The 21,675-nt window shown below is 75.9% G+C and carries 20 protein-coding genes; 3 read left to right on the top strand and 17 right to left on the bottom strand.

The window, feature by feature from the left end; translation table 11 throughout:
• Window positions 1–68: 68 nt before the first annotated feature.
• Window positions 69–1,181 (top strand): class I tRNA ligase family protein, encoded by a 1,113-nt coding sequence (locus tag HOP40_RS01085; protein ID WP_240157451.1) that lies wholly within the window; start codon window positions 69–71, stop codon window positions 1,179–1,181.
• Window positions 1,182–1,185: 4 nt separating this feature from the next.
• Here the strand turns inward: HOP40_RS01085 and HOP40_RS01080 are convergent, their stop codons facing one another.
• Genes HOP40_RS01080 through HOP40_RS01060 form a run of 5 tightly spaced genes read right to left on the bottom strand, consistent with a single transcriptional unit; the run spans window position 1,186 to window position 6,259 of the window.
• Complete coding sequence (locus tag HOP40_RS01080; protein WP_172153974.1) at window positions 1,186–3,468, bottom strand: bifunctional salicylyl-CoA 5-hydroxylase/oxidoreductase; 2,283 nt, start codon at window positions 3,466–3,468, stop codon at window positions 1,186–1,188.
• A 1-nt stretch (window position 3,469) separates the two neighbouring features.
• Window positions 3,470–3,670 carry a hypothetical protein gene (locus HOP40_RS01075; RefSeq protein ID WP_172153973.1) on the bottom strand — a complete coding sequence of 67 codons (201 nt, stop codon included), beginning with the start codon at window positions 3,668–3,670 and terminating at the stop codon, window positions 3,470–3,472.
• Window positions 3,670–4,992, bottom strand: coding sequence for a phenylacetate--CoA ligase family protein (locus tag HOP40_RS01070; protein ID WP_172153972.1), 1,323 nt, complete (start codon window positions 4,990–4,992; stop codon window positions 3,670–3,672). The genes HOP40_RS01075 and HOP40_RS01070 overlap by 1 nt, the downstream gene beginning before the upstream one ends.
• Complete coding sequence (locus HOP40_RS01065; RefSeq protein ID WP_172153971.1) at window positions 4,989–5,831, bottom strand: acyl-CoA thioesterase; 843 nt, start codon at window positions 5,829–5,831, stop codon at window positions 4,989–4,991. Before HOP40_RS01065 ends, HOP40_RS01070 begins: the two co-directional genes overlap by 4 nt.
• A complete protein-coding gene (locus tag HOP40_RS01060) occupies window positions 5,828–6,259 on the bottom strand; it encodes a cupin domain-containing protein (protein WP_172153970.1) in 432 nt (143 codons plus the stop codon). Before HOP40_RS01060 ends, HOP40_RS01065 begins: the two co-directional genes overlap by 4 nt.
• 77 nt (window positions 6,260–6,336) lie before the next feature.
• Here HOP40_RS01060 and HOP40_RS01055 point away from each other — a divergent pair, with 77 nt between their 5' ends.
• Window positions 6,337–6,729 (top strand): RidA family protein, encoded by a 393-nt coding sequence (locus HOP40_RS01055; RefSeq protein ID WP_172153969.1) that lies wholly within the window; start codon window positions 6,337–6,339, stop codon window positions 6,727–6,729.
• Here HOP40_RS01055 and HOP40_RS01050 read toward each other — a convergent pair.
• From HOP40_RS01050 to HOP40_RS01035, 4 genes are all read right to left on the bottom strand, one after another.
• Window positions 6,726–7,568 carry a PaaX family transcriptional regulator gene (locus HOP40_RS01050; RefSeq protein ID WP_205347044.1) on the bottom strand — a complete coding sequence of 281 codons (843 nt, stop codon included), beginning with the start codon at window positions 7,566–7,568 and terminating at the stop codon, window positions 6,726–6,728. The two genes, HOP40_RS01055 and HOP40_RS01050, sit on opposite strands and share 4 nt — an antisense overlap.
• 31 nt (window positions 7,569–7,599) lie before the next feature.
• On the bottom strand, window positions 7,600–9,252 hold the full coding sequence (locus HOP40_RS01045; protein WP_172153968.1) for a thiamine pyrophosphate-binding protein: 1,653 nt from the start codon (window positions 9,250–9,252) through the stop codon (window positions 7,600–7,602).
• Window positions 9,249–10,022: a cyclase family protein gene (locus HOP40_RS01040; protein ID WP_172153967.1), complete on the bottom strand. Its 774-nt coding sequence runs from the start codon at window positions 10,020–10,022 to the stop codon at window positions 9,249–9,251. Before HOP40_RS01040 ends, HOP40_RS01045 begins: the two co-directional genes overlap by 4 nt.
• Window positions 10,023–10,103: 81 nt before the next feature.
• On the bottom strand, window positions 10,104–10,868 hold the full coding sequence (locus HOP40_RS01035) for an SDR family NAD(P)-dependent oxidoreductase (RefSeq protein ID WP_172153966.1): 765 nt from the start codon (window positions 10,866–10,868) through the stop codon (window positions 10,104–10,106).
• Window positions 10,869–10,970: 102 nt separating this feature from the next.
• Between HOP40_RS01035 and HOP40_RS36305 the strand changes: the two genes are divergently transcribed.
• Entirely contained in the window at window positions 10,971–11,837 is an 867-nt protein-coding gene (locus HOP40_RS36305) for a helix-turn-helix transcriptional regulator (RefSeq protein WP_172153965.1), read from the top strand.
• Window positions 11,838–12,078: 241 nt separating this feature from the next.
• Here HOP40_RS36305 and HOP40_RS01025 read toward each other — a convergent pair whose 3' ends face one another.
• The 8 genes from HOP40_RS01025 to HOP40_RS00990 form a co-directional block, all read right to left on the bottom strand.
• On the bottom strand, window positions 12,079–13,293 hold the full coding sequence (locus HOP40_RS01025) for an HNH endonuclease (RefSeq protein ID WP_240157450.1): 1,215 nt from the start codon (window positions 13,291–13,293) through the stop codon (window positions 12,079–12,081).
• A gap of 603 nt (window positions 13,294–13,896) precedes the next feature.
• Entirely contained in the window at window positions 13,897–15,729 is a 1,833-nt protein-coding gene (locus tag HOP40_RS01020; protein WP_172153963.1) for a thiamine pyrophosphate-requiring protein, read from the bottom strand.
• Between the two features lie 28 nt (window positions 15,730–15,757).
• Window positions 15,758–16,486 (bottom strand): glycosyltransferase family 2 protein, encoded by a 729-nt coding sequence (locus HOP40_RS01015; protein ID WP_172153962.1) that lies wholly within the window; start codon window positions 16,484–16,486, stop codon window positions 15,758–15,760.
• Complete coding sequence (locus HOP40_RS01010) at window positions 16,483–17,775, bottom strand: PIG-L family deacetylase (RefSeq protein ID WP_172153961.1); 1,293 nt, start codon at window positions 17,773–17,775, stop codon at window positions 16,483–16,485. The genes HOP40_RS01015 and HOP40_RS01010 overlap by 4 nt, the downstream gene beginning before the upstream one ends.
• Complete coding sequence (locus tag HOP40_RS01005) at window positions 17,772–18,713, bottom strand: acyl-CoA/acyl-ACP dehydrogenase (protein WP_172153960.1); 942 nt, start codon at window positions 18,711–18,713, stop codon at window positions 17,772–17,774. Before HOP40_RS01005 ends, HOP40_RS01010 begins: the two co-directional genes overlap by 4 nt.
• Window positions 18,710–19,540, bottom strand: coding sequence for a glycosyltransferase family 2 protein (locus tag HOP40_RS01000; protein WP_172153959.1), 831 nt, complete (start codon window positions 19,538–19,540; stop codon window positions 18,710–18,712). Before HOP40_RS01000 ends, HOP40_RS01005 begins: the two co-directional genes overlap by 4 nt.
• Window positions 19,537–20,544 (bottom strand): glycosyltransferase, encoded by a 1,008-nt coding sequence (locus HOP40_RS00995; RefSeq protein WP_172153958.1) that lies wholly within the window; start codon window positions 20,542–20,544, stop codon window positions 19,537–19,539. The genes HOP40_RS01000 and HOP40_RS00995 overlap by 4 nt, the downstream gene beginning before the upstream one ends.
• On the bottom strand, window positions 20,541–21,605 hold the full coding sequence (locus HOP40_RS00990) for a glycosyltransferase (RefSeq protein ID WP_172153957.1): 1,065 nt from the start codon (window positions 21,603–21,605) through the stop codon (window positions 20,541–20,543). The genes HOP40_RS00995 and HOP40_RS00990 overlap by 4 nt, the downstream gene beginning before the upstream one ends.
• Window positions 21,606–21,675 lie beyond the last annotated feature (70 nt).

The raw sequence follows: 21,675 nt of genomic DNA, 5'->3' as shown, positions 1-21,675 counted from the left end.
GAACGACTACGGAGAGCACGCCGACACGGCCCCGCGCGTCGCCGAACGGCACTTGCGAGGATGGCGCGGTGACCGCACCCGACCCGACGCTGACGCTGGCCGGAGCGCCCGTGCCACTGACCGTGCCCGCCCGCCTCTACGTCTGCGGCATCACCCCGTACGACGTCACGCACCTCGGGCACGCGTCCACGTTCGTCTGGGCCGACACGGTGGCGCGGGTCGTGCGGATGACCGGGACCGACACGGTCGTCGCCCGCAACGTCACCGACGTCGACGACGAGCTGACGCGCGCCGCCGCCGCGCGCGGCAAGCCCTACGACGAGTTCGGGCTCTCGCAGGAGTTCACCGTCGAGCACGACCTCGCGGCGCTGCACGTCCGGCGCCCCGACCACGAGCCGCACGCGCGCCACCACGTCCGCCACGTCGTGGCCCTGGCCGCCGCGCTGCTCGGCGCGGGCGCGGCCTACGAGCGCGGGGGCGGCGTCTGGTTCCGCGGTGCGGCGGTGCCCACTGCGGCCGGCCTCGACCGCGACACCGCGCTCGCTCTGGCCCGCGCCAACGGCGACGACCCCGACGACCCCCGCCGCGACGACCCCTTCGACGTGCCGGTCTGGTGGCCCGCCGACGGCCACGGCCCGTCGTGGCCGAGCCCGTGGGGCCCGGGGCGGCCGGGCTGGCACGCCACCTGCGCGGCGATGGCGCTGGCCACGCTCGGCGGCACCGTCGACGTCCTGGTCGGCGGCGCCGACCTCGCCTTCCCGCACCACGCCTACCAGGTGGCCCTGGCCGCGGCGGCCACCGGCGCGGCGCCGTACGCGCGGCGGCGGATGCCGGTCGGCACCGTGCACGTCGACGGCGCCAAGATGGCGAAGTCGACGGGCAACCTCGTGCTGGTCGGCGACCTCGTCGACCGGTACCCGGGCGCGGCCCTGCGCCTCCTGCTGCTGGAGCGCCCGTGGGCCGCGGACTGGGAGTACCGGCCCGGGGACCTCGACGCCGCCGCCGCCCGGCTCGACCGCCTCTACCGCGCCGCGGCCACCGGTGGCGGCTCCGACGCCGACGTCGCCGCCGTCCGCGCCGCCCTGCTCGACGACCTCGACGTTCCCGCGGCGATGGAGGTCGCCCTGCAGGCGGGCGGCGCCGCCGCGCGCCAGGTCGTGCGCACCCTGGCCCTGCAGTAAGGGGTCAGGGCTCCTGCGCCCGCCGCCGCGCGGTCATCCCGGAGCGGTACTGCACCGGCGGGGTGAAGCCGCGGTAGCCCTGGTCGATCGCCGCGTTGAGCGTCCAGTACGGGTCGACGAGGTGCGGCCGCGCGAGGCAGCAGAGGTCGGCCCGGCCCGCGGCGACGATCGTGTTGGCGTCCTCGACCGACGCGATCGCGCCGACGGTCATGGTCGGCACCCCGGTCTCCTGGCGGATCCGGTCCGCGAACGGCGTCTGGTAGAGCCGCCCGTACGCCGGCTCCGCCTCGGTGCTGGTCTGGCCGGTGGAGACGTCGACGATGTCGGCGCCGTGCTCGGCCAGCATCCGGGCCAGCTCCACCGCGTCGTCGCCGTCGAACCCGCCGTCGACCCAGTCGGTGGCGCTGATCCGCACGCTGATCGGGCGGTCCTGCGGCCACGCGGCGCGCACGGCGTCGAGCAGTTCCAGGCCGAAGCGGGCGCGGCCGCGCAGGTCGCCGCCGTAGCCGTCCGTGCGGTGGTTCGACAGCGGCGACAGGAAGCTCGACACCAGGTAGCCGTGCGCGTAGTGCAGCTCCAGCAGGTCGAAGCCGGCGTCGGCGGCCCGGCGAGCGGCCGCCACGTGGTCGTCGATCACCTGCGCGATGTCGGCGTGCGTCATCTCCCGCGGCACGGCGCTGTCGGACCGGTACGGCACCGGCGACGGCCCGACGATCTCCCAGCCGCCGTGCTCCAGGGGGTCGTCGATGCCCTCCCACATGACCTTCGTGGAGCCCTTGCGGCCCGCGTGCCCGAGCTGCATCCCGATCTTCGCGCCGCTGTGGGCGTGCACGAAGTCGACGACCCGCCCCCACGCCGCGGCCTGCTCGTCGTCCCAGATCCCGGGGCAGCCCGGGGTGATACGCGCGTCCGGGGACGTGCACGTCATCTCCGTCATGACGAGCCCGGCCCCGCCGACGGCGCGCCCGCCCAGGTGCACGAGGTGCCAGTCGGTGGGCATCCCGTCGACGGCGGAGTACTGCGCCATCGGCGAGACGACAATCCGGTTGGCCAGCTCCATCCCGCGAAGCCGGTAGGGGTGGAACATCGGCGGCGTGCCGTCGGCGACGTCGAGGCCGGTGGCGCGGGTGCGGTCGGCGAGCCAGCGGTCCAGCCGGGCGACGTAGTCGGCGTCGCGCAGCTTCAGGTTGTCGTAGGTGACGCGCTGGCTGCGGGTCAGCAGCTGGAACACGAACTGCTCCGGCGGCAGGTGCCGGTAGCGCGCCGCGCCCTCGAACCACTCCAGGCTGGTCTGCGCCGAGCGCTGCAGCGACGCGACGACGGGCTGGCGGTCCTGCTCGTACGCCTTGAGCGCGGCCTCGATGCTCGGCTCGCGGTCGACGCTGACGGCCAGGCTGATCGCGTCCTCCAGCGCCAGCTTGGTGCCCGAGCCGATCGAGAAGTGTGCGGTGTGCGCGGCGTCGCCGACGAGCGCGACGCCCTCGGCCGACCAGCTGCGGTTGCGGATCACGGCGAACGAGAGCCAGCCGGAGTTGTTGCCGATCAGCGGGTGCCCGTCGAGGTGCCCGGCGAAGATCCGCTCGCAGAACGCGATCGTCGCCTCGTCGTTCTCGCCCGGCCGGCGCGGGACGGCGGCGAAGGCGTCGAGCCCGGCGCGGCGCCAGGTCTCCTCGTCGGTCTCGACGATGAACGTCGAGCGCTCCTGGTCGAACGGGTAGACGTGCGCCCAGAACAGCCCGAACTCGGTCTCCACGAACAGGAACGTGAAGCAGTCGAACGGGCGCGTCGTGCCGAACCAGACGTACTTGGCGGAGCGGTGCTCGACGCGGGGGTCGAGGTGGTCGGCCAGCTGCGCGCGGATCGGGGAGTTGACGCCGTCGGAGGCGATGACGAGGTCGTGCCCGCCCTGCAGCGTCGCCAGGTCCGGGGCCTCGGTGCGGTAGCGGACGTCGACGCCGAGCTCCCGCGCCCGCTCGCCGAGGATCGCGAGCAGCCGCTTGCGCTCCAGCGCGGCGAACGCGTGGCCGTCGGAGCGCTCGCGGGCGCCGAGGAAGTCGGTGTCGATCGCGCTCCAGTGCCGGAACTCGGCCTCGATGCGGCCGAACGACTCCGGGTCGGCCGCAGCGATGTTGTCCAGCGTCTCCTGCGAGAACACGACGCCGAAGCCGAACGTGTCGTCGGCGGCGTTGCGCTCGTAGACGGTGATCTCGCGGGTGGGGTCGGCCTTCTTCAGCAGGATCGAGCTGAACAGGCCGCCCGGCCCGCCGCCGACGGAGGCGATCCGCACGTCAGACCCCCTCGTCCAGCAGGTGCTCGAACCGCAGCCCCAGGTCGGTGACCACGACGGCGACGCTGGCGAGCGCGGTCCGCAGCCCGGCGGCGGCGCACGGCGGCAGGTCGGCGGCGAGCAGCGCGCGGAGCTGGTCGTGGACGGCCAGCAGGGCGTCCTCGTCGGCGGTGGTCGTGCGGTGCAGCAGGTCGGTGGCCATCACACGCTCCTCGTCGTCGGGGCGGGCCGCAGGTCGGTCAGCCGCTTGGCCTTGAGCTCGAAGCGGGGCAGGGTCTCGGTGGCGGCCCGCTCGACGTGGAAGCGCAGGCCCTCGTGGGCGTCGGCGAGCTCGCGGCCGAGGTCGTCGGCCAGGCGTCCCCACGGCTCGTCGCCCATCGTCGGCACCGGCTCGACGCACAGGACGATCTCGTCGCGGTCGCCGCGGCGCTCGATGCGGACCTGGAACTCCTCGATGCCGTCGAAGCCGCGGACGACGGCCTCGATCGCGCTCGGGTAGACGTTGGTGCCGCGCACGAGCTTCATGTCGTCGACGCGGCCGAGGATGCCGCCCTCGTAGAGGTCGAACGTGCGGGCGCTGCGGCTGGGCACCTTCACCACCACGTCGGCGGTGCGGTAGCGCAGCAGCGGGGTGGTGCTGCGGCCGAAGGAGGTGCAGACGCGCTCGCCGCGCTCCCCGTAGCCGACCTCGCGGCCCGTCTCCGGGTCGATCACCTGCTCGATGAAGTGGTCCTCGATGATGTGGCTGCCGCCGGGCCGGCCGGTCGGCTCGAACATGAAGACCGTCGAGATCTCGGTCATCCCCGCGGTGTCGTGGGCCCGGGCGCCCCAGCGCTCCTCGATGATCGCCTTCGTCTCCGCGACGACGGGCTCACCGGAGAGGATCACGGTGCGCACCGGCCCGCCGCGCAGGTCGACGCCCGTCGCCTCGGCCTCGGCGGCCAGGCGCAGCGCGTAGGTGGGCGTCGAGGCGACGACGGTGGCCCCGAAGTCGACGATCTGCTTCACGCGGTTCGGCGTGGTCTGCGCCCCGCCGGGGACGGTCAGCGCGCCGATCCGCTCCAACCCGTTGTGCAGGCCCCAGAACCCGATGAACGAGCCGTAGCCGAAGGCGACGTAGCCGACGTCGTGCGCCCGCACGCCCGCCGCCCACAGCGCGTAGCACCACATCTCCGCGGCCCAGGCCCAGTCCTTGCGGCTGTCCAGCGCGCGCAGCGGCGTGCGGCCGGACGTGCCGCTGGTGGTGTGGACGCGGATCGCCGCGTCCGGGCCGACGACCGGGAGCTCGCCGTAGGGCGGGTGCTCCTCCTGGCTGCGCATCCACTCCTCGCGGGTGAGGAACGGGATGCGGTCGATGTCGGCCCACGTCCGGAGCTGCTCGGGGCGGATCCCCGCGAGCGTGCGCCGGTAGTGCGGGCTGCGCGCCTGCGCCCACTCGACGAGCAGGCGCAGCTTGGCGAGCTGCAGCGCGCGGAGGTCCTCGCGCGGCAGCAGCTCGGTCTTGGGGTTCCAGTACTCGCTCACAGGTGCACCAGCCCCTCCTGCGTCACGCTCGCCAGCAGCGCGCCGTCGCGCGAGTAGAGGCGGGCCGAGCCGAGGCCGAGGCCGCGCAGTGCCACCGGCGACTCCTGCACGAGCGCGACCCAGTCGTCCATCCGGCCGTCGTGGTGCCACCACATCGCGTGGTCGAGGCTCGCGGTGACGACGCCGTCGTCGGACCAGGCGGCCCCGTGCTGCCGCAGGATCGGCTCGAGCAGCGTGTAGTCGCAGACGTAGGCGAGCGCGCTGCGGTGCACGGCCGGGTCGTCGGGCAGGGTCTCCCAGGCGCGCAGCCACACCGTCTGGCGGCGGACGGGCTCGCCGTCGGACGTGGTGTAGATCGCGGCGGGGGAGTGGCGGATGTCGAAGCTGCGGTCGTGCGACCAGTACTCGGCGTCGCGGACGGTCGACCCGGCCAGCGCCTGCTCGGACGTCGGCAGGCCCTCGGGGTCCGGGAGGTCGGGCATCGGCTCCTGGTGCTCGACGCCCTGGCCCGGCACCTGGAACGAGGCCATCGCGTGGAACAGGACGCGGTCGCCCTGCATCCCCTGCACCGTGCGGACGGAGAAGTTGCGGCCGTCGCGCAGCCGCTGCACGGCCCAGCGGGTGGGCGTGCGGACGTCGCCGGCGCGGAGGAAGTAGCCGTGCAGCGAGTGGATGCGGCGGTCGTCGCCGACGGTGTGCGACATCGCCACCTGCGCCTGCGCCACGAGCTCGCCGCCGTAGACCCGGCCGGACGGGATGACCTGCGGGTGGCCGACGAACGCGTCGTCACCGTCGGGCGTGAGGGACAGGACGTCGAGGAGGTGCTTGCTGGTGCTCATGCCCGTCGGAACCCCTCGAGCACGGAGTCGTCGACCTCGTCGAGGTTGACGACGATGTTGTCCGGCGTGCGACAGGTCAGCCAGACGAGCTCCTCGGTGGTGCTCATGTTGGCCTCGACGTGCGGCATGTGCGGCGGGACGAACACGAAGTCGCCCTCGGTCATGTCGAGGAACTCGGCGTAGCCCTCGCCGAAGTAGATGCGCGCGGTGCCGGTCAGCACGTAGCCGCCGGTCTCGGCCTCGCCGTGGTGGTGGGGCAGCGACCGGTAGCCGGGCTCGTTGCTGACCTTGCCGAACCAGATGCGCGTGGCCGGCGTGTGCTGCGGCGAGACGCCGGAGACCCGCAGCGCGCCGCCGGACTGGCCGGTGGCGCCGTGCTCCTGGCCCTTGCGGGTGACGACCGGCACGAGCTTCAGGTCGGTGGACATGGCCCCTCGCTTCTGTATCGCGTCATCGTTACGATAGTCATGGAAGCACACCATGTGCGATGCGTCGAGGAGCAGCGATGGAATTCGTCAACCCGCCCGAGCTGGCCAGGCCGTCCGGCTTCACCTACGCGGTCCGGCACGGCGACACCGTCCACCTCGCCGGGCAGACGGCCATGGACGCGGACGGGAAGATCGTCGAGGGCGGGATCGTCGAGCAGTTCCGGCAGGCGTTCGGCAACCTGCTGACGGCGCTGCGCGCGGCGGGCGGCCAGCCGTCGGACCTGCTCAGCGTCACGATCTACCTGACCGACATCCCCGACTACCAGGCGAACGGGCGCGAGATCGGCCGGATCTGGCGGGAGATGGCGGGCAGCGACTACCCGGCGATGGCCGGCATCGGCGTCACCGCCCTCTGGCAGCCCGAGGCGCTGATCGAGATCCAGGGCGTGGCGGCGGCGCGGGCGGCCTAACCGGCGAGCAGCGTGCGGGCGTGGGCGGCGGCGGGGCCGGCGAGGCGCTCGCGCAGGGCGGCGAACAGCTCCTCCGCCGTCACCCCGACCCAGCCGACCGGCAGCACCTCCAGGGGCAGGCCGGGGTCGAGGTAGGGCAGCCGGCGCCAGGCCGTGACGACCTCGACGAAGTCGGTGAACGCCCGGGCGGCCGGCCCGTCGGGGTCGGCGGCCCAGCGGGCGCGGACGGGCTCGAAGCGCAGCACGAACTCGGCGTGGACGGCGTCGAGGGCGTCGAGGTCCCACCAGGTGCGCACGGTCTCGCGCGCCGGCCGCGACGAGACGTGGTGGCTGCGGAACAGATCGGTGAACCCGCGCAGGCCCGCGCGCTCCAGCGCCGCGGCGACCTCGGTCTCGCGGTGCGCGGGGGCGATCCACAGGCCGGGCGCGACCGTGCCGAGCCCGAGGCGGGCGAGCTGGGTGCGCAGCAGGTGGCGCTTCTCCCGCTCGGCCTCCGGCACCGAGAACGTCACGAGCAGCCACCCCTCGTCGAGGGTGCCGCGGCGGCGGGTGAAGATCCGGGAGTCGCCCTCGGCGAGGATGGCCTGGCCGACGTCGGAGAGCCGGTACCCGGCCGCGCGCCCGACCTTCTCCGCGATCAGCAGGCCGCGGCGCTTGAGCCGGAACACCGACGAGCGCACCGCCTGCCCGTCGACGCCGAACTCGGCCATCATCCGCACGACCGACGCCACCGACAGCCACCCGTCCTGCTGGCGGGCGTAGAGGCCGTACAGGGAGACGATCAGGGCCCGCGGTGCGGCGACGACCCCGACCTCTGCTGCGTCCTCGGCCACGGTCACCGACGCACCATATCCGGTGCGTCCGACGGGCTCAGTGCCCGCGGAACGCCTCCACCAGCCACCAGGACGCCTCGTCGCTGCGCACCTTCGCGTCGACGAGCACCGGCCGTTCCCGCGGCCCGTCCAGCCACTGCGCCACCGGGGCCAGGTCGTCGACCGACCGGACGGTGACGGCGTCGCAGCCGTACCCGGTCGCGATGGCGGCCAGGTCGGCGTCGGGGAAGCGGACGGTGGCGTGGTCGGCGCCGTCGAAGTGGTGGAACTCGGCGCCGTAGCCGGCGTCGTCGTAGACCACGACGAGCATCCCGATCCCGAGCCGCACCAGCGTCTCCAGCTCGGAGATCCCCATGAGGAACCCGCCGTCGCCGAGCGCGGCCACGGGCAGCCGGTCCGGGCGGGCCAGCGCGGCGCCGATCGCCGTCGCGAGGCCGAGCCCGATCGACTGGAACCCCTGCGTGAAGCAGAACCCGGCGGCGTCCGGCACGGCCAGGTAGGCGCTCGGGTAGCCCATGAAGTTCCCGGAGTCGACGGCGAGCGTGCGCTCGGCGGGGAGCAGGGCGTCGAGCGCCGTCGAGAGGGTGCGGGGGTCGATGCGGTCCGAGTCGGGCGCCTGCTCCGGCACCGGGACCTGCGTCCAGCGGCCCTCCGCGGCGATCCGGGCGCGCACGTCGTCGGTCCGGTAGCCGGGCCCGCCCCGGACGTGCGCGGCCACGTCGAGCGCGGTCGCGCGGACGTCGCCGAGCACGGCCAGGTCGACGGGTCGCTGCGCGCCGAGTGCCTCGGGGGTGTCGTCGACCTGCACGACGGTGGTGTCCTCGCCGAGCAGCGCACCGTGCCGGGTGGTCCACATCGTCAGCGACGCGCCCCAGGCCACGACCAGGTCGGCGCCGGTGATCAGCTCCGCGGCGAGGTCGGTGGCGAACCCGCCGGAGATGCCGAGGTTCCACCCCCGACCGGTGAAGAGCCCGTTCGCCACCGCGGAGGTGGCGAGCAGGGCGCCGCAGGAGTCGGCGAGCGCGGCGAGCTCGGGGCCGGCTCCGCGCGCACCGCGACCCGCGATGAACACCGGCCGCCGCGCGTCGTCGAGGAGACGGGCGAGCTCGGCAGCCACGTCGGCGTCCGGGCGGGTCGGGGGCAGCGGCGTGAAGGCGACCGCGGCGGGTGCGCAGGGCTGGTCCTGCACGTCCAGGGGCAGGCTGAGCACCACCGTGCGGCGCAGGCCGCGGCAGGTCGCGTAGGCCCGCCGGACGTCGGCGGCGGCGGACGCGGCCGAGTGCACCCGCTCCGCGACGGCGCCGACGGAGGCGACCAGTGCGTCCTGGTCGATGCGGAAGTTCGACCGCACCGCGGCCCCGGCGGTGTCGGCGGCGAGCACCAGCAGCGGGGTGCGGCTCTTCGCGGCCTCGGTGATGCCGGTCAGGGCGTTGGTGAGGCCGCAGCCCTGGTGCAGCGTGAGCACCGCGACGCCGCCCGCGGTGCGGGCGTAGGCGTCGGCCATGGTCGCGGCGCCGCCCTCGTGGCGGGCCGCGGTGAACGGCACCCCGTGCGCGCGCAGGGCGTTGGTGACGTGGAAGTTGCCGCTGCCGACGACGCCGAACGCGTGCCCGACGCCGAGCTCCGCCAGCAGCGCGCCGACGACCTGCGCGACGGTCGTCGGTGGGGCCGGTGCGGCGGAGCCGTTCACCCCTCCACCAGCGCCAGGACGCGGGCCGGGCTCCCCGACCCGCCGACGATCGGCAGCGGGCACACGATGAGCACCGCGCCGGTCGGCGGGAGCGCGTCGAGGTTGCGCAGGCTGGTCAGGCCCCACTTGTCGGCGCCCATGAGGAAGTCGTGGCACGCGAAGGGCGGGTCGAACCCGGCCGCGGCGCCCGCGTCGGTGCCGACGGTCTCCACCCCGAACCCGCTGATCGGCGACTCCTGCGCGAGCCAGCGCGCGCACTCGACCGAGACGCCCGGCGTGTGCGGGCCGTTCTCGTCGGCGTTGGCGAACGCGGCCGCGTCGTCGCCGCGCGCCGACCAGCCGGTGCGGTAGAGCAGCCAGCCGCCCTCGGGCAGCGGGCCGTGCTCGGCCTCCCACGCCCGCACGTGCTCGACCTCCAGCAGGAAGTCGGCGTCCGCCTCCACCTGCGCGGTCATGTCGATCACCGCGGCCGCCCCGACGAGCGTGCTCAGCGGCGCCTGCGACACGTCGAGGCCGTCCTTGCCCGACACCCAGTGCACCGGCGCGTCGAGGTGCGTGCCGGTGTGCTCGCCGGTGTGGATGTCGTTCCAGTACCAGGCGGGGCCGCGGTCGTCGTAGCGGGAGAGCTCCTCGAGCCGGAACCGCGAGGTGTTCGCGAACGGCGGCGGCAGCTCCAGGATCGGCGTCGTCTCCCGCAGCGGCGTGGTGAGGTCGACGATCCGGACCGCGCCGGAGCGCGCGGCGTCGAGGACGGCGGACAGGACGGACATGGCGGCTCCTCGGGACGGGTTGCCGCCACGATGCTCGGTCCGGCCCGCCCGCACCATCCGGCGTGCGGGAGACCGGGTCGGCTACAGCGCCCGGGTCGTCGAGATCCCGCCGTCCACGGCCAGCGTCACGCCGTGCACCAGCGCCGCGTCGGACGAGGCGAGCCAGGCGACGGCGTGCGCGACGTCCTCGGGGCGGACGGTCCGCCCGGCCGGGGTGCCGGCGGCGAGCCGGTCCAGGACGTCGCCGTCGGACTCGTTGATCGGCGTGCGCGTGACGCCCGGCGCCACGGTGTTGCACCGCACCCCCGACGGCCCGAACTCCGCCGCCCAGCTGCGGGTGAGCTGCTGCTCGGCGGCCTTCGTCGCCGCGTAGAGGCCGACGGCCGGGCTGCCGGTGCTCGCCATCCAGGAGCCGATGGTGACGACGGCGCCGTCGCCGCGCTCCACCATCCCGGGCACGAGCGCGGCGACGAGGACGTGCGGGGCGCGGACGTTCACGGCGAGCGACTCGTCGAGCTGGGCGTCGCTCAGGCCCGTGGTCGTGGTCGGGTGGCAGACGGCGGCGTTGTTGACGAGGACGTCGACGCGGCCGCCGAGGGCGTCACGGGCGGCGGCGGCGAACGCGCGGACCTCGTCGGGGGTGCCCGCGAGGTCGGACGGCACGAAGAACGCGGTGCCGCCGTCGCCGGTGATCTCCTTCACGACGGCCTCGCCGCGGGCGCGGTCGCGGCCGGTGACGACGACCGCGGCGCCCTCGGCGGCGAGGACGCGGGCGGTGGCGGCGCCGATGCCGCTGGTGGATCCGGTGACGATCGCGTGGCGGCCGGTGAGGCGGGTGCTGGTCATGAGCCCTGTCTACGCACGGTCGCCCGCCGGCCCCAGGGCGAGCGGGACCGGGGCACGGCGTGACCGGGCAGGATCGCCGCGCCGCGACCTACGCTCGACGGCGTGCCCCCCGACCGCACGGCCTTCGGCGACTTCCTGCGCTCCCGGCGCGACCGCCTCACTCCGGCCCAGGCGGGCATGGCGCCCTTCCCCGGCCCCCGCCGCGTGCCCGGCCTGCGCAAGGAGGAGCTCGCGGTGCTCGCCGGGCTCAGCCCCGACCACTACAGCCGGCTCGAGCAGGGGCGCCAGGCCACCGTCACCGACTCGGTCGTCGACGCCCTGGCCCGCGCGCTGCGCCTCGACGACGTCGAGCACGCGCACCTGCGTGACCTCGCCGCCCCCACCTCGCGGCGTCGGCGCGGCGGGGGAGCGGAGGCGCCGCAGCAGCCCGACCCCGGCCTGCTGCGGCTGATGACCGCGCTCGACCACGTCCCGGTCCTGCTGCTCGGCCGCCGCGCCCAGGTCCTCGCCCGCAACGCCCTCCTGCCCGCCGTGCTCGGGCGCCCGCTCGAACCCGGCTCGTCGTTCGCGCGGTACCTGTTCCTCGACCCGTCGGCCCGCGAGCGGATCGTCAACTGGGCCCACTTCGCGGCGGCGGCCGTCGGCGCGCTCCGGTTCGAGGCCGGACGCCGCCCCGACGACCGCCGGCTCGCGGCGCTGGTGGCCGAGCTGCGCGCCGCCGACCCCGACGTGGCCCGGTGGTGGGACGACCACGGAGTCCGCGACCACACCTCCGTCGCCAAGCGCATCGCCCACCCCACCGCCGGCCCGCTGGCCTTCGGGATCGAGGCGGTGTCGACCCCGCACGACCCGGAGCAGCGCCTGGTCGTCTACACCGTCGAGCCCGACTCGCCGACCGCGCACGTCCTCCCCCTGCTGGCGGGGTGGGGGGTGGAGGCAGTGGCGCTGACGCCCGGAGCGGGCAACTGAGGTTCGCTCCGCGGCGCCGACGCAGAGCCGGATCGGGTGGGCGTCGGGCTGCTGGGCGGCGACATTCGACGCTCGGAGATCCGTGCGGTGTGCGCTCCTGCCGTAGGGGAGCACTCCGGGCAGTGGTGCGAGCGGCAGTGGTGCGAGCGGCGGGCGGGCGCGGCGCACCTCTGACGCGCCTCTCGGCTGATCGACGCGGCAAAGCGCCGTCCTCGTGCTTGTTTCGGCGAGCCGAGGAAGTTCACGCCGCGCCGGGACTACTCTTCTCGCCGATACCGGAACTGTTTTCGGCGCGCAGCTCGGAATGGTAGTGCGCACCCGTCGGCGTCGTCGTCCTGACCGTTCCGGAGGTGACCTCGGCCCGCCACCCGGCTGTTTCCCGGACGTGGTTGTGGAATGCGCACAGTCCGCGGCCGTTGTCGAACTCGGTGCGGCCGAGTTCGGACCAGCGGTGGATGTGGTCGATGTGGCGGATCGGGGCGTCGCAGTAGGGCTCGCGGCAGCGGTGGCCGTCCCTGGCGCGGATGAGTGCGGCCAGTTGTCCGGTGAAGCGGCGGCTGCGGGAGTCGCCGCCGATGATGATGCCGTCGCGGGTGACCAGTCGTCGCCAGATCGTGCGGCCGGTGCTGTTGGTGAGGAGGTCGACGGGGACGGGGCCGTGGCCGGGGATCTGCGCGGGGAGCGGGCTGCGTGGGTCGACGAGCGCCTCCACGGGCACGAGGACCTGGATCTCGACGGCGACGTCGCGGGCGGTGGCTTGTCCGGTGAGTCGTTCGACGAGGGTGTCGGCCATGATCTGGCCGCGGCCGCGGGTGACCGGTTCGGGTTGGACCGCGATCTCGTTGACCGCGGCTGCGAGGGCGGCGTAGCAGGCCACGGCCTCTTCGACCGGCAGGTGGGCGGTGAGGTCGGCCATGCCGTCGGCCGAGGGACGGACCGACACCCGCCGGCCCGACCGGGCGGCCCGGCACCGGGCCGTGAACTTTTCCGGCGCCACCTGTGCGGCGAGCGTCCGGGTCAGGTCGTGGATCCGGCGGACGCCGAGGGTCTCCACCCGCTGCTCGGCCAGCTCGCGGTCGACCTGCGCGCGTTCGCCGGGGGAGAGGTGGGCGGTGGCGGCGGCGATGACGCTGGTCTTGTACTCGCTCAGCTGTCCGGCGGCGAACAGTGCACGGATGCGGGTGTGTCCGGCGTGCAGGTCCCGGGCGGTGCGGACGCGCCGGCGGCCCTCGGTGGGTGACACCCGGCAGGCGAGACCGACCTGGGCGGCGATGCTGCGTTCGAGCGCTTCGGGGTCGACGGTGCCGCCGGCGGTCTGCGATTTCGCGTGTGCTCGTGCGAATGCGAGGATCGCTTCCGATTGTTCGGCCGCGATCGCCGCTTTTCGTTGCTCGAGTCGCGCGATCCGTTCGACGAGCAGCGCCTCGGACGGCGTGCAGGAACGGTTGGCTGACATGTCCGAAGAATACCAGGAACTGCGTCCAGAGTCGAACATGTGTTCGAGTGATATGCAAGAGTGGCCCCCTGGCGGATGCGGTCCGCCGGTTATGACCGCGTGCCCCGCTCGCACACACCTCCCGGTGCTCGCACACAGGTCTGGCCCTATGTGCCAACCCCGCGGCCTGTGTGCGAGCCCCTGCCTCCGCCTCGGAGGGCGATCGAGCACGCACGACCCGCCGTCACGTCCGTCGGCCGCAGGAGAGAGGCCCGCCGCGCCGCTCGCGCCCGGCTCGCACACACCTCCCGGTGCTCGCACACAGGTCCGGCCCTGTGTGCGACCCCGCGGCCTGTGTGCGACCCCGCGGCCTGTGTGCGACCCCGCGGCCTGTGTGCGACCCCGCGGCCTGTGTGCGAGCCCCCGCCCCGCCCCCGCCTCAGCGGGCGTTCCAGCACGCACGCGCTGCCGCCCCGTCGGCCGCAGGAGAGTGGCCCGCCGCGCCACTCCCGCCCGGCTCGCACACACCTTCCGGTGCTCGCACACGGGTCCGGCCCTGTGTGCGACCCCCGCGCCCTGTGTGCCACCCCCGCACCCTGTATGCGAGCCCGGGCCGGAGCCGCCTCAGCCCCGGTGCGGCAGCAGGGTGGCCGCCGCGGCGGGGATGCCGCGGCGCAGGATCCCGCGCCAGTCCGAGTCCCCGCGGATCACCGACATCGCGGTCTTCACGGCCTGGTCGCGGGTGAACTGCGGCGGGATCATCAGCTCGGCGGGGTCGACGACGGCGTCGATGACCATCGGCCGGTCGGCGGCCAGCGCGGCGTCCCAGGCCGGCCCGACCTGCGACGGGTCGTCGACGCGGACGCCGTGCAGGCCCAGGCTGCGGGCCCACGCGGCGTAGTCGACGTCCGGCACGTCCTGGCTGGCGTCGAACTTCGGCGTGCCCTCCGCGCTGCGCTGCTCCCAGCTCACGAAGGCGAGGTCGCGGTTGTTGAGCACGAGCACCGCGAACCGCGGGTCGGCCCACTCCTTCCAGTACTTGGCCACCGTGATGAGCTCGTTGACGCCGTTCATCTGCATGGCGCCGTCGCCGAGCAGCGCGAACAGCGGGCGGTCGGGGTGGGCGAACTTCGCGGCGATCCCGTAGGGCATCGCGCCGCCCATCGACAGCAGCGTGCCCGACAGCGAGGCGAGCATCCCGGGGCGCACGTGCAGGTGCCGGGCGTACCAGGCCGTCACGGTGCCGCAGTCGACGGCGACCATCGCGTCGTCGGGCAGCCGCGCGTCGAGCTCGGTGAGCGTGAGCTGCGGGTTCACCGGCTCGGCGGCCTGCTGCGCCACCTCGAGCTGCCCGGTCCGCCACGACGCCGTGCGCCCGGCGATGTCCTCGCGCCACGCGGTCGGCGCGACGTGGTCGGCGAGCAGCGCGTCCAGCGCCCGCAGCGTCGGCCCGGCGTCTCCGGTGAGGTTGACCTGCGTCGGGTAGCGCAGCCCCATCTGCGAGCCCTGGATGTCGATCTGCACGGCCGGGCGGCCCTCCGGCGGGTAGAACTCGCTGTAGGGCGTGTTCGACCCGACGATGAGCAGCCGGTCGCAGTGCTGCATCAGGTAGGAGCTCGGGGTCGTGCCGAGCAGGCCCAGCGGCCCGGTGACCCAGGGCTCGCGCTGGTCGACGGCGGCGAGCCCGAGCAGCCCCGTCGCCACGCAGGCGCCCAGCCGCGCGGCGATCGCCGCCACCTCGGCCTCCGCGCCGAGCGCGCCCTGCCCGACGAGCATCGCCACCTTCTCCCCGCCGCGCAGCACGTCGGCGGCGGCGCGCAGGTCGTCCTCGGCGGGCACCGTCGGGCGGGTGCTCGGGGCGTTGGAGGTGGCGTAGTAGCCGTGCGCGTGCGGCGGGTCGAGGACCGCCTTCTCGTCCTGGACGTCGTTGGGCAGCACGAGCACGGCGACGGTGCGGTCCGAGAGCGCGGTGCGGCAGGCGCGGTCGACGAGGTGGCGGACCTGGCTCGGGTCGTCGAGCTGGGCGAGGAACCCGGCGACGTCCTTGTAGAGCGAGAGGAGGTCGACCTCCTGGTAGTAGCCGCCGCCCTGCGCCGTCAGCCCGGTCTGCCCGACGAGCGCGACGACGGGCTGGTGGTCGAGCTTCGCGTCGTACAGGCCGTTGAGCAGGTGCACCGCGCCCGGGCCCGATGTCACGAGCGCCGCCCCGATGGGCCCGCCGCCGTACTTGACGTGGGCCGACGCGGCGAAGCCCGCGGTCTCCTCGTGGCGCACCTGCACGAACCGGGTGTCCTCGCGGCGCTGCAGCGCCGCGGTCATGCCGTTGATGCCGTCGCCGGGGTAGCCGTAGTAGTGCCGGACGCCCCAGGACGCCAGCCGGTCGACGATGTGGTCGGCGACGGTGGGACGGCGGGGCTCGTCACCCGTGGTGGGCTGCTGCGGCTGGGCGATCGACATGTGATCGGTTTCCCGGACGCCCGGGGGCTCAACCTCCGGCGACGGTGCCCCCGGGGAGTCCCCGGTCACCGGTGCCCTCCAGCGCGGCGAGCAGGTCGGCCAGACCCCCGGGCGCCCGGCCGACGGTCCGCGCGCTGGTCCGCACCCGCCCGTCGAGCGCGGTGACGACGCGGAACCCGGCGGCGCGCAGCCGCCCGACCAGCGCGTGGTCCTCGCCGTGGACCACGGCCGGGAAGCCGCCGGCCGCGAGGTAGGCGTCGGCGCGCACGCCGAGGTTGGCGCCGTAGACGTGGCCGTGACCGTCCGGACGCAGGCCCGAGCCGACGATGCGGGTGTACTCGGGCCCCGGGTCCGGCGCACCGTCCAGCGCCGGGTCGAGGTCGACGAGCCCGGCGACGGCGTGCGCCCCCGCCGCGGCGTGGCGCAGGTGGTCGTGCGCCCAGCCCGGTCCGACGATGGAGTCGGCGTCGGTGCTGAGCAGCCACGTCGTGGCCGGGTCGGCGCGGTCGGCGAGCCGGGCCAGCAGGTGGCGCAGGCCGCGGTCGCGCAGCTCGCCGACGGTGAGCGGCGCGTCGTTGACCAGCACGTCGACGCCCGGCGGCACGCGCGACGCCGTGGCGTCGGTGCAGCGGTCCAGCACCGCCACCACGGCTGCGTCGACGCCCGGGGGCAGCGCGGCGAGCACGCTGTCCAGGCAGGCGGCGATGCGCTGCTCCTCGTCGCGCGCGGGCACGACGACCCCGACCGCGGTGATCACGCGCGCCGCAGCACGTGCAGCAGGAACTCCTCGTCGACGTGGGTCACCAGCGCCGTGAACCGGGGGTCGTCGAGCAGCACCCGGTGGGTCGCCGCGGCGTCGCGCGGGGCCTCGGCCGGCCAGCCCCGCCAGTGCGCGATCACGACGTCGCCGCCGGGCTCCACGGCCTCGGCGATCCGGTCGACGGTGGCGGCCAGGACGTCGTCGGCGAGGTAGTAGAGGACCTCGGAGACGACGGCGAGGTCGAGCCCGGCGGGCAGCGCGGCGGCGTCGGGCAGGGCGGCGCGCTCCACGGTCGCACCGGTCCCCTCGACGGCGGTGCGCGCGAGGTCGACGGCCGCCGCGGCGGCGTCGGAGGCGTCGAGCCGGTCGCAGCGCGCGGCCAGCTCCCGGGTCAGCGCGCCGGTCCCGCAGGCGGGCTCGGCGGCGTGCCGGTAGTGCTCGCGGGGCAGGCAGGCGAGCAGCACCGCGCGCTTGCGCCGCTCGTAGAAGCTCGTGCGGGTGTCCCAGGGGTCGCCGCCGTCGGTGGCGTAGAGGTCGTCGAAGCGCCCGGCCGGCGCGCCCTCCGCGACCGGATCGCGGAACACGACCTCGGTGCCGGTGTCGAAGTGCGCGAGCACCTCCGGACCGACGACCGGCGCCGCGCCGTCCGGTCCCGGCCCGGTCTGCGACGCGAAGCACGCCACGGCCCGCCGCTTGGCGTCCCGCGCGTCGGCGTCCAGGTGGTGGGCGCGGGCGAACGGCCAGGGGACGTCCGGGTCGTCCGCGCGCAGCCACGGCCACATCCAGATCGGGTAGTTCCAGCGGGTCGTGGTCACGGGGGCGGCGGCCGCGACGGCCCGCCCGGCCGCGGCGTGGTCGGGGTGCGGGTCGCCGCTCCACGGGGCGAGGACGGCCTCGGCGCCCAGGAGCAGCGGCGCCAGCGCGGCGGCGAGGACGTCGGCGTCGAGGGCGGAGTCGGGCATCCCGAGGCGGTGCACCGGCACACCGGCCATCCCGTGGGCGTCGAGCGCGGCGTCGAGCTCGTCACGCCGGGTGGCGGCGAGCGCGGCGCGGGCGGTCCCGTCGAGCGCGGGGAACGCGGCCTCGCCGTCGGTGGCCACCACGAGCTCCACGCACGCGCCCGCCCGGTGCAGCGCCCGCATCAGCCCGCCGGCGCCGAGCGTCTCGTCGTCGGGGTGCGCGGCCACGACGACCACCCGCTCCCCGGCGAGCGCGGCGACGTCGAAGGCCCCGAGCCCGGTGAGCAGCGGGCGCCAGTCCGCGGGCGGGGTCAGCGGCCGGGTCATGCGGGCTCCTCGGTGAGGCGGGCGCCGAGCGCGGCCAGGTCGCGCTCGGCGTGGTGCTGGCGGACGTAGACGCCCAGGTCGGAGAGCCGCAGGCCGGGGCCGGGCTCGCGGGTCAGCCCGGTGGTGCCCGCGATGCGCGGCGCCCGGTCCAGGACCGTGCGGACGAGCTGCTCGGCGGCCGCGCGGGCCGTCCACACCGCCGTGGTGTGGTCGGCGGCCGGGTCGGCGTCGATGTCGTGCGCGGTGCGCTCGAGCAGGGCGTCGGTCACGGCGAGGGCGGTGTGCAGGGCGCCGAGGTGGCCGAGGCGGTGCGGGTCGTCGCCGGTGAGCCCGCGCACGTCGTCGACGGCACCGGCGGCGCCGCCGAGCCACACCGCCGCGACCCCGCCGCCGCCGAACCAGAACCCCGGGCGGGCGGTGTAGAACGCGGGCGGGCCGACGCGGCGGTCCGCGGGCACACCCTGGAACTCCACGTCGACGCTGTCGCTGGCGACCATCCCCGCCGGGTTCCAGGTGCCCTTCACGGGCCGCACGCGCGGGTCGCGCACGTCGACGTCGACGAGCACGTCCCCGGCGACGACGAGCGCGCGGTCGAGCCGGTGCGCGCCGGAGCAGAAGCGGACGACGCCGTGCAGGGCGCCGTCGCGCAGGACCGCGCCGGTGCCGGCCGACCGCGCGGCCCAGACTCCGTAGAGCGCTCTCCCGACGGGGTCGCAGCCGGCCTCGGCGAGGATCGCGAGCGCGTCGGCGTGGCCCTCGGCCAGGCGGGCGAGGACGAGGTCGGTGCGGCCCCAGCGGGCGAGCGTCCGCCAGCGGCCCGCGGTGTCGCCGTGGCCGGGGCGGGGCAGCGCGCCGCGGACGGCGTCGGCGAGGGCGGGGCCCAGCGCCGCGCCCGGGTCGGGGACGGCGGCGGGGGGACGGGCGTCGAGCAGGGTCACGGGGTTCCTTCCGCAGACAGGTGCAGCGCGTCGCGCGCCGGGTCGAAGACCACGACCCCGCGCGCGTGGAGCTCGTGCAGCCAGCCGGTCATCGGCCACCACCCCCGGCGGCGGCGGAACAGCCGGGCGTTGCGGACGATCTCCGCGATCCGCTCCGGGGTCTCCCGCGCGGGCGGGTGGTGCTGGTGGAACGCGCTCGCGCCGCCCACCCAGAACAGGCCGGCACCGGCGTCGCGGGCGGCGCAGGCGAAGTCGGTGTCCTCGCCGCCGTAGCCGGTGTAGTCCTCGCAGAACCCGCCGAGCGCGTCCCACGTGGCGGGCGTGACGGCGAAGGACAGCGACCAGAACAGCTCCCACCGCGACTCCGCGACGATCTCCCCGTCGGACGGGGCGGGGCGGGCGGGGTGCGGGGGTGCGAGCGCCGCCAGCCGGTCGGCGGCCGGGTAGCCGCCGTGCGGGGCGGGCGGCAGGTGGTGCACCGGCCCGCACAGCAGCGCCGGCCCGTCGACGCGGCGCGCGGCGTCGGCGTAGCGGCGCAGCATCCCGGGTGCGGGGACGCAGTCGACGTCGAGGAACACGAGCAGGTCGGCGCCCGCGGCGGCGGCCGCGCCGGCGTTGCGGGCGGCCGAGAGCGGCAGCCCGGTGGCCGGCACCGGCACCCGGACGACCGTGACGGGCGGTGCACCGGGCACGTCGGCGAGCTCGGGCTCGGCCCCCATCGCCACGACGACGTGCACGTCCGGCGGGTCGGCCGCCAGCCCGGCGCGCTGGCGGTGCAGGTGCGCGGCGCGCCCGCGGACGGGCGTGATCACGGCGGTGCGGGTCACGCGGCCAGCCCGTCGAGCAGCGCCGCCGCGCGGGCGGCTCCCGTGCCGGTGGACCAGGCGTCCCAGCCGGTGCCGCCCCGCTGCGCCGCGCGGGCCAGCAGCGCGGGCCAGGCGGCGGGCTCGGGCCAGCTCCCGGTCGGCTCGGCGATCCCGGCGCGGGCGAGCGCCGCGGCCGTCGCGTCCTGCTCGCCGAACGGGCGACGCTGCGGCACCACGACGGCCGGCCGCCGGGCCGCGGCCACCTCGGCCAGCGCGTTCTGCCCGGCGTGGGTCACGACGACGCCGGCCGCGGACAGCTCGGCCCACACGTCGTCGACCCAGCCGAGCCAGGTCAGGTTCGCCGGCCACGCGCCGGGGCCGGGGTGCGGCCCGGCCACGACCCAGCGGTGCCCGGGGGTGGCGGCCGCCGCGGCGGCGATCCGGTCCGGGCCGACGTCGATGCCGCCGCGGCCCCACAGGACCAGCACGCGGCACGGGTCGCCCGCGGCCGGCGCCGGGTGCGCGTCGAACCGGGACAGCGCGCCGAGGTGCACGGTCTTGGCGGTCCACCCGTCGGGCCAGCCGCCGGCGGGGCGCACGGGCCAGGGCGCGAGGATGCGCTCGGCCAGGTCGTAGGCGGTGCGGTGCGGGCGGTCGGTGCGCTCACCCGGCTGCGCCACGACGACGACCGGCACGCCGTGCAGCCGCGCGAGCAGCGCCACCTCCACCGACACGTCGACGACGACGAGCGACGCCCGCGCGACGGTCTCCGACACCCGCCGCATCCGCTCGGCCAGGCCCGCGTGCCGCCGCGGCACCCAGTGCAGGGTGCCGCCCGCGGTGACGTCCCGCGAGGAAGCGTCGACGCCGTCGCTGTCGTCGGGCAGGTCGACCCAGTCACCGGTCCAGCCCGCGGGCCGGGGCCGGCCGGACAGCCCGACGACCGGCGTCCGCGCCTGCGCGGCGATGGAGGAGGCGCGGTGGACGTGCCCGCTGCCCTGGTGGTGCACGTAGTAGGCGATCACGCGACGAGCTCGTCGTAGAGGTCCTCGTAGCCGCGCACCATCGCCTCGACGGAGCACACGTCTTCCGCGCGGCGGCGCACGGCGGCTCGGTCCAGCCGCGCGGCCGCCGGGATCGCGGCGGCGAGGCCGTCGACGTCACCGGGATCGGCGAGCACGCCGCACGTCGCGTCGAGCAGCTCGGGCAGCGCGCCCCGGGCGAACCCCGCGATCGGCGTGCCGCAGGCCAGCGCCTCGGCGACGACGAGCCCGTACGGCTCGTCCCAGCACGGCGACACCACGGCCACCGATGCCGAGCCGACGAGCCGGGCGAGCGCGGTGTGGTCGAGGTGCCCGACGTACTCGATGCCGTCGCCCAGCAGCGGCGCGACCTCGGCCTCGAACCAGCGGCGGTCGGGCCGCGGCCCGGCCAGGCGCAGCCCGCTCCCGGCGGCGCGGGCCGCACGGATCGCCTCGACCGGCCCCTTCTCGGGCACGATCCGCCCCGACCAGACGGGCGTGCCGCCGCCGGGGCCGGGCGTCCACGCGGCGGTGTCGACGCCGTTGCGCACCACCCGGACGTCGGGGACGAGGCCGCGCCACTGGCCCGCGGTGGTGTGGCTGACCGCGGCGAACCGGGGCCGGCCCCCGCTGCGGGGCAGCCGGATCGCCGACTCCAGCCACGGCGTCGGCGGGGTGTGCAGCGTCGTCACGACCGGGCGCCGCACGGCCGGGCCCATCGCGACGGGCAGGTAGTGCAGCGAGTTGTTGTGCACGACGTCGTAGGGGGCGTCGGGGGACGACAGCTCGAGCATGAGGCCCAGGTACGCGTGGTGCTCGGCCAGGAACCACTCGGCGGGCATGCTCACGTCGCTGCGGGCGTGCCCGGTCAGCGGGGGGAGGGGCGCCATCTCGCGGACGCCGAGCGCGGGGTCGGAGCCGGCCCCGCCGAACACGGTGACCTCGTGGCCCCGCGCGCGCAGCCGCGACGCGAGCTGCCAGGTGTGGGCCTCCAGGCCGCCGGCGAACGGTTCGCGGATGGGGTAGCGGGCGGAGGCGACGAGCGCGATGCGGTGTCTGCTCAACGGGAACGACGGGTCGGCGACACGGCGGGCTCCTGGTTCTGGACAGCGGGGTGATGGCGACCCCGGATAC

This window comes from Pseudonocardia broussonetiae (assembly GCF_013155125.1).
Lineage (GTDB): Bacteria > Actinomycetota > Actinomycetes > Mycobacteriales > Pseudonocardiaceae > Pseudonocardia > Pseudonocardia broussonetiae.
The sequence above is the reverse complement of the archived record's forward strand: the minus strand, read 5'-3'. Positions and strand labels throughout refer to the sequence as shown.

Coding starts and splice junctions, on each gene's coding strand:
- HOP40_RS01075 (WP_172153973.1), bottom strand. CDS start 3,670: ATGGCCACCGACCTGCTGCACCGCACGACCACCGCCGACGAGGACGCC.
- HOP40_RS01065 (WP_172153971.1), bottom strand. CDS start 5,831: ATGAGCACCAGCAAGCACCTCCTCGACGTCCTGTCCCTCACGCCCGAC.
- HOP40_RS01060 (WP_172153970.1), bottom strand. CDS start 6,259: ATGTCCACCGACCTGAAGCTCGTGCCGGTCGTCACCCGCAAGGGCCAG.
- HOP40_RS01055 (WP_172153969.1), top strand. CDS start 6,337: ATGGAATTCGTCAACCCGCCCGAGCTGGCCAGGCCGTCCGGCTTCACC.
- HOP40_RS01040 (WP_172153967.1), bottom strand. CDS start 10,022: ATGTCCGTCCTGTCCGCCGTCCTCGACGCCGCGCGCTCCGGCGCGGTC.
- HOP40_RS01035 (WP_172153966.1), bottom strand. CDS start 10,868: ATGACCAGCACCCGCCTCACCGGCCGCCACGCGATCGTCACCGGATCC.
- HOP40_RS01025 (WP_240157450.1), bottom strand. CDS start 13,293: ATGTCAGCCAACCGTTCCTGCACGCCGTCCGAGGCGCTGCTCGTCGAA.
- HOP40_RS01020 (WP_172153963.1), bottom strand. CDS start 15,729: ATGTCGATCGCCCAGCCGCAGCAGCCCACCACGGGTGACGAGCCCCGC.
- HOP40_RS01010 (WP_172153961.1), bottom strand. CDS start 17,775: ATGACCCGGCCGCTGACCCCGCCCGCGGACTGGCGCCCGCTGCTCACC.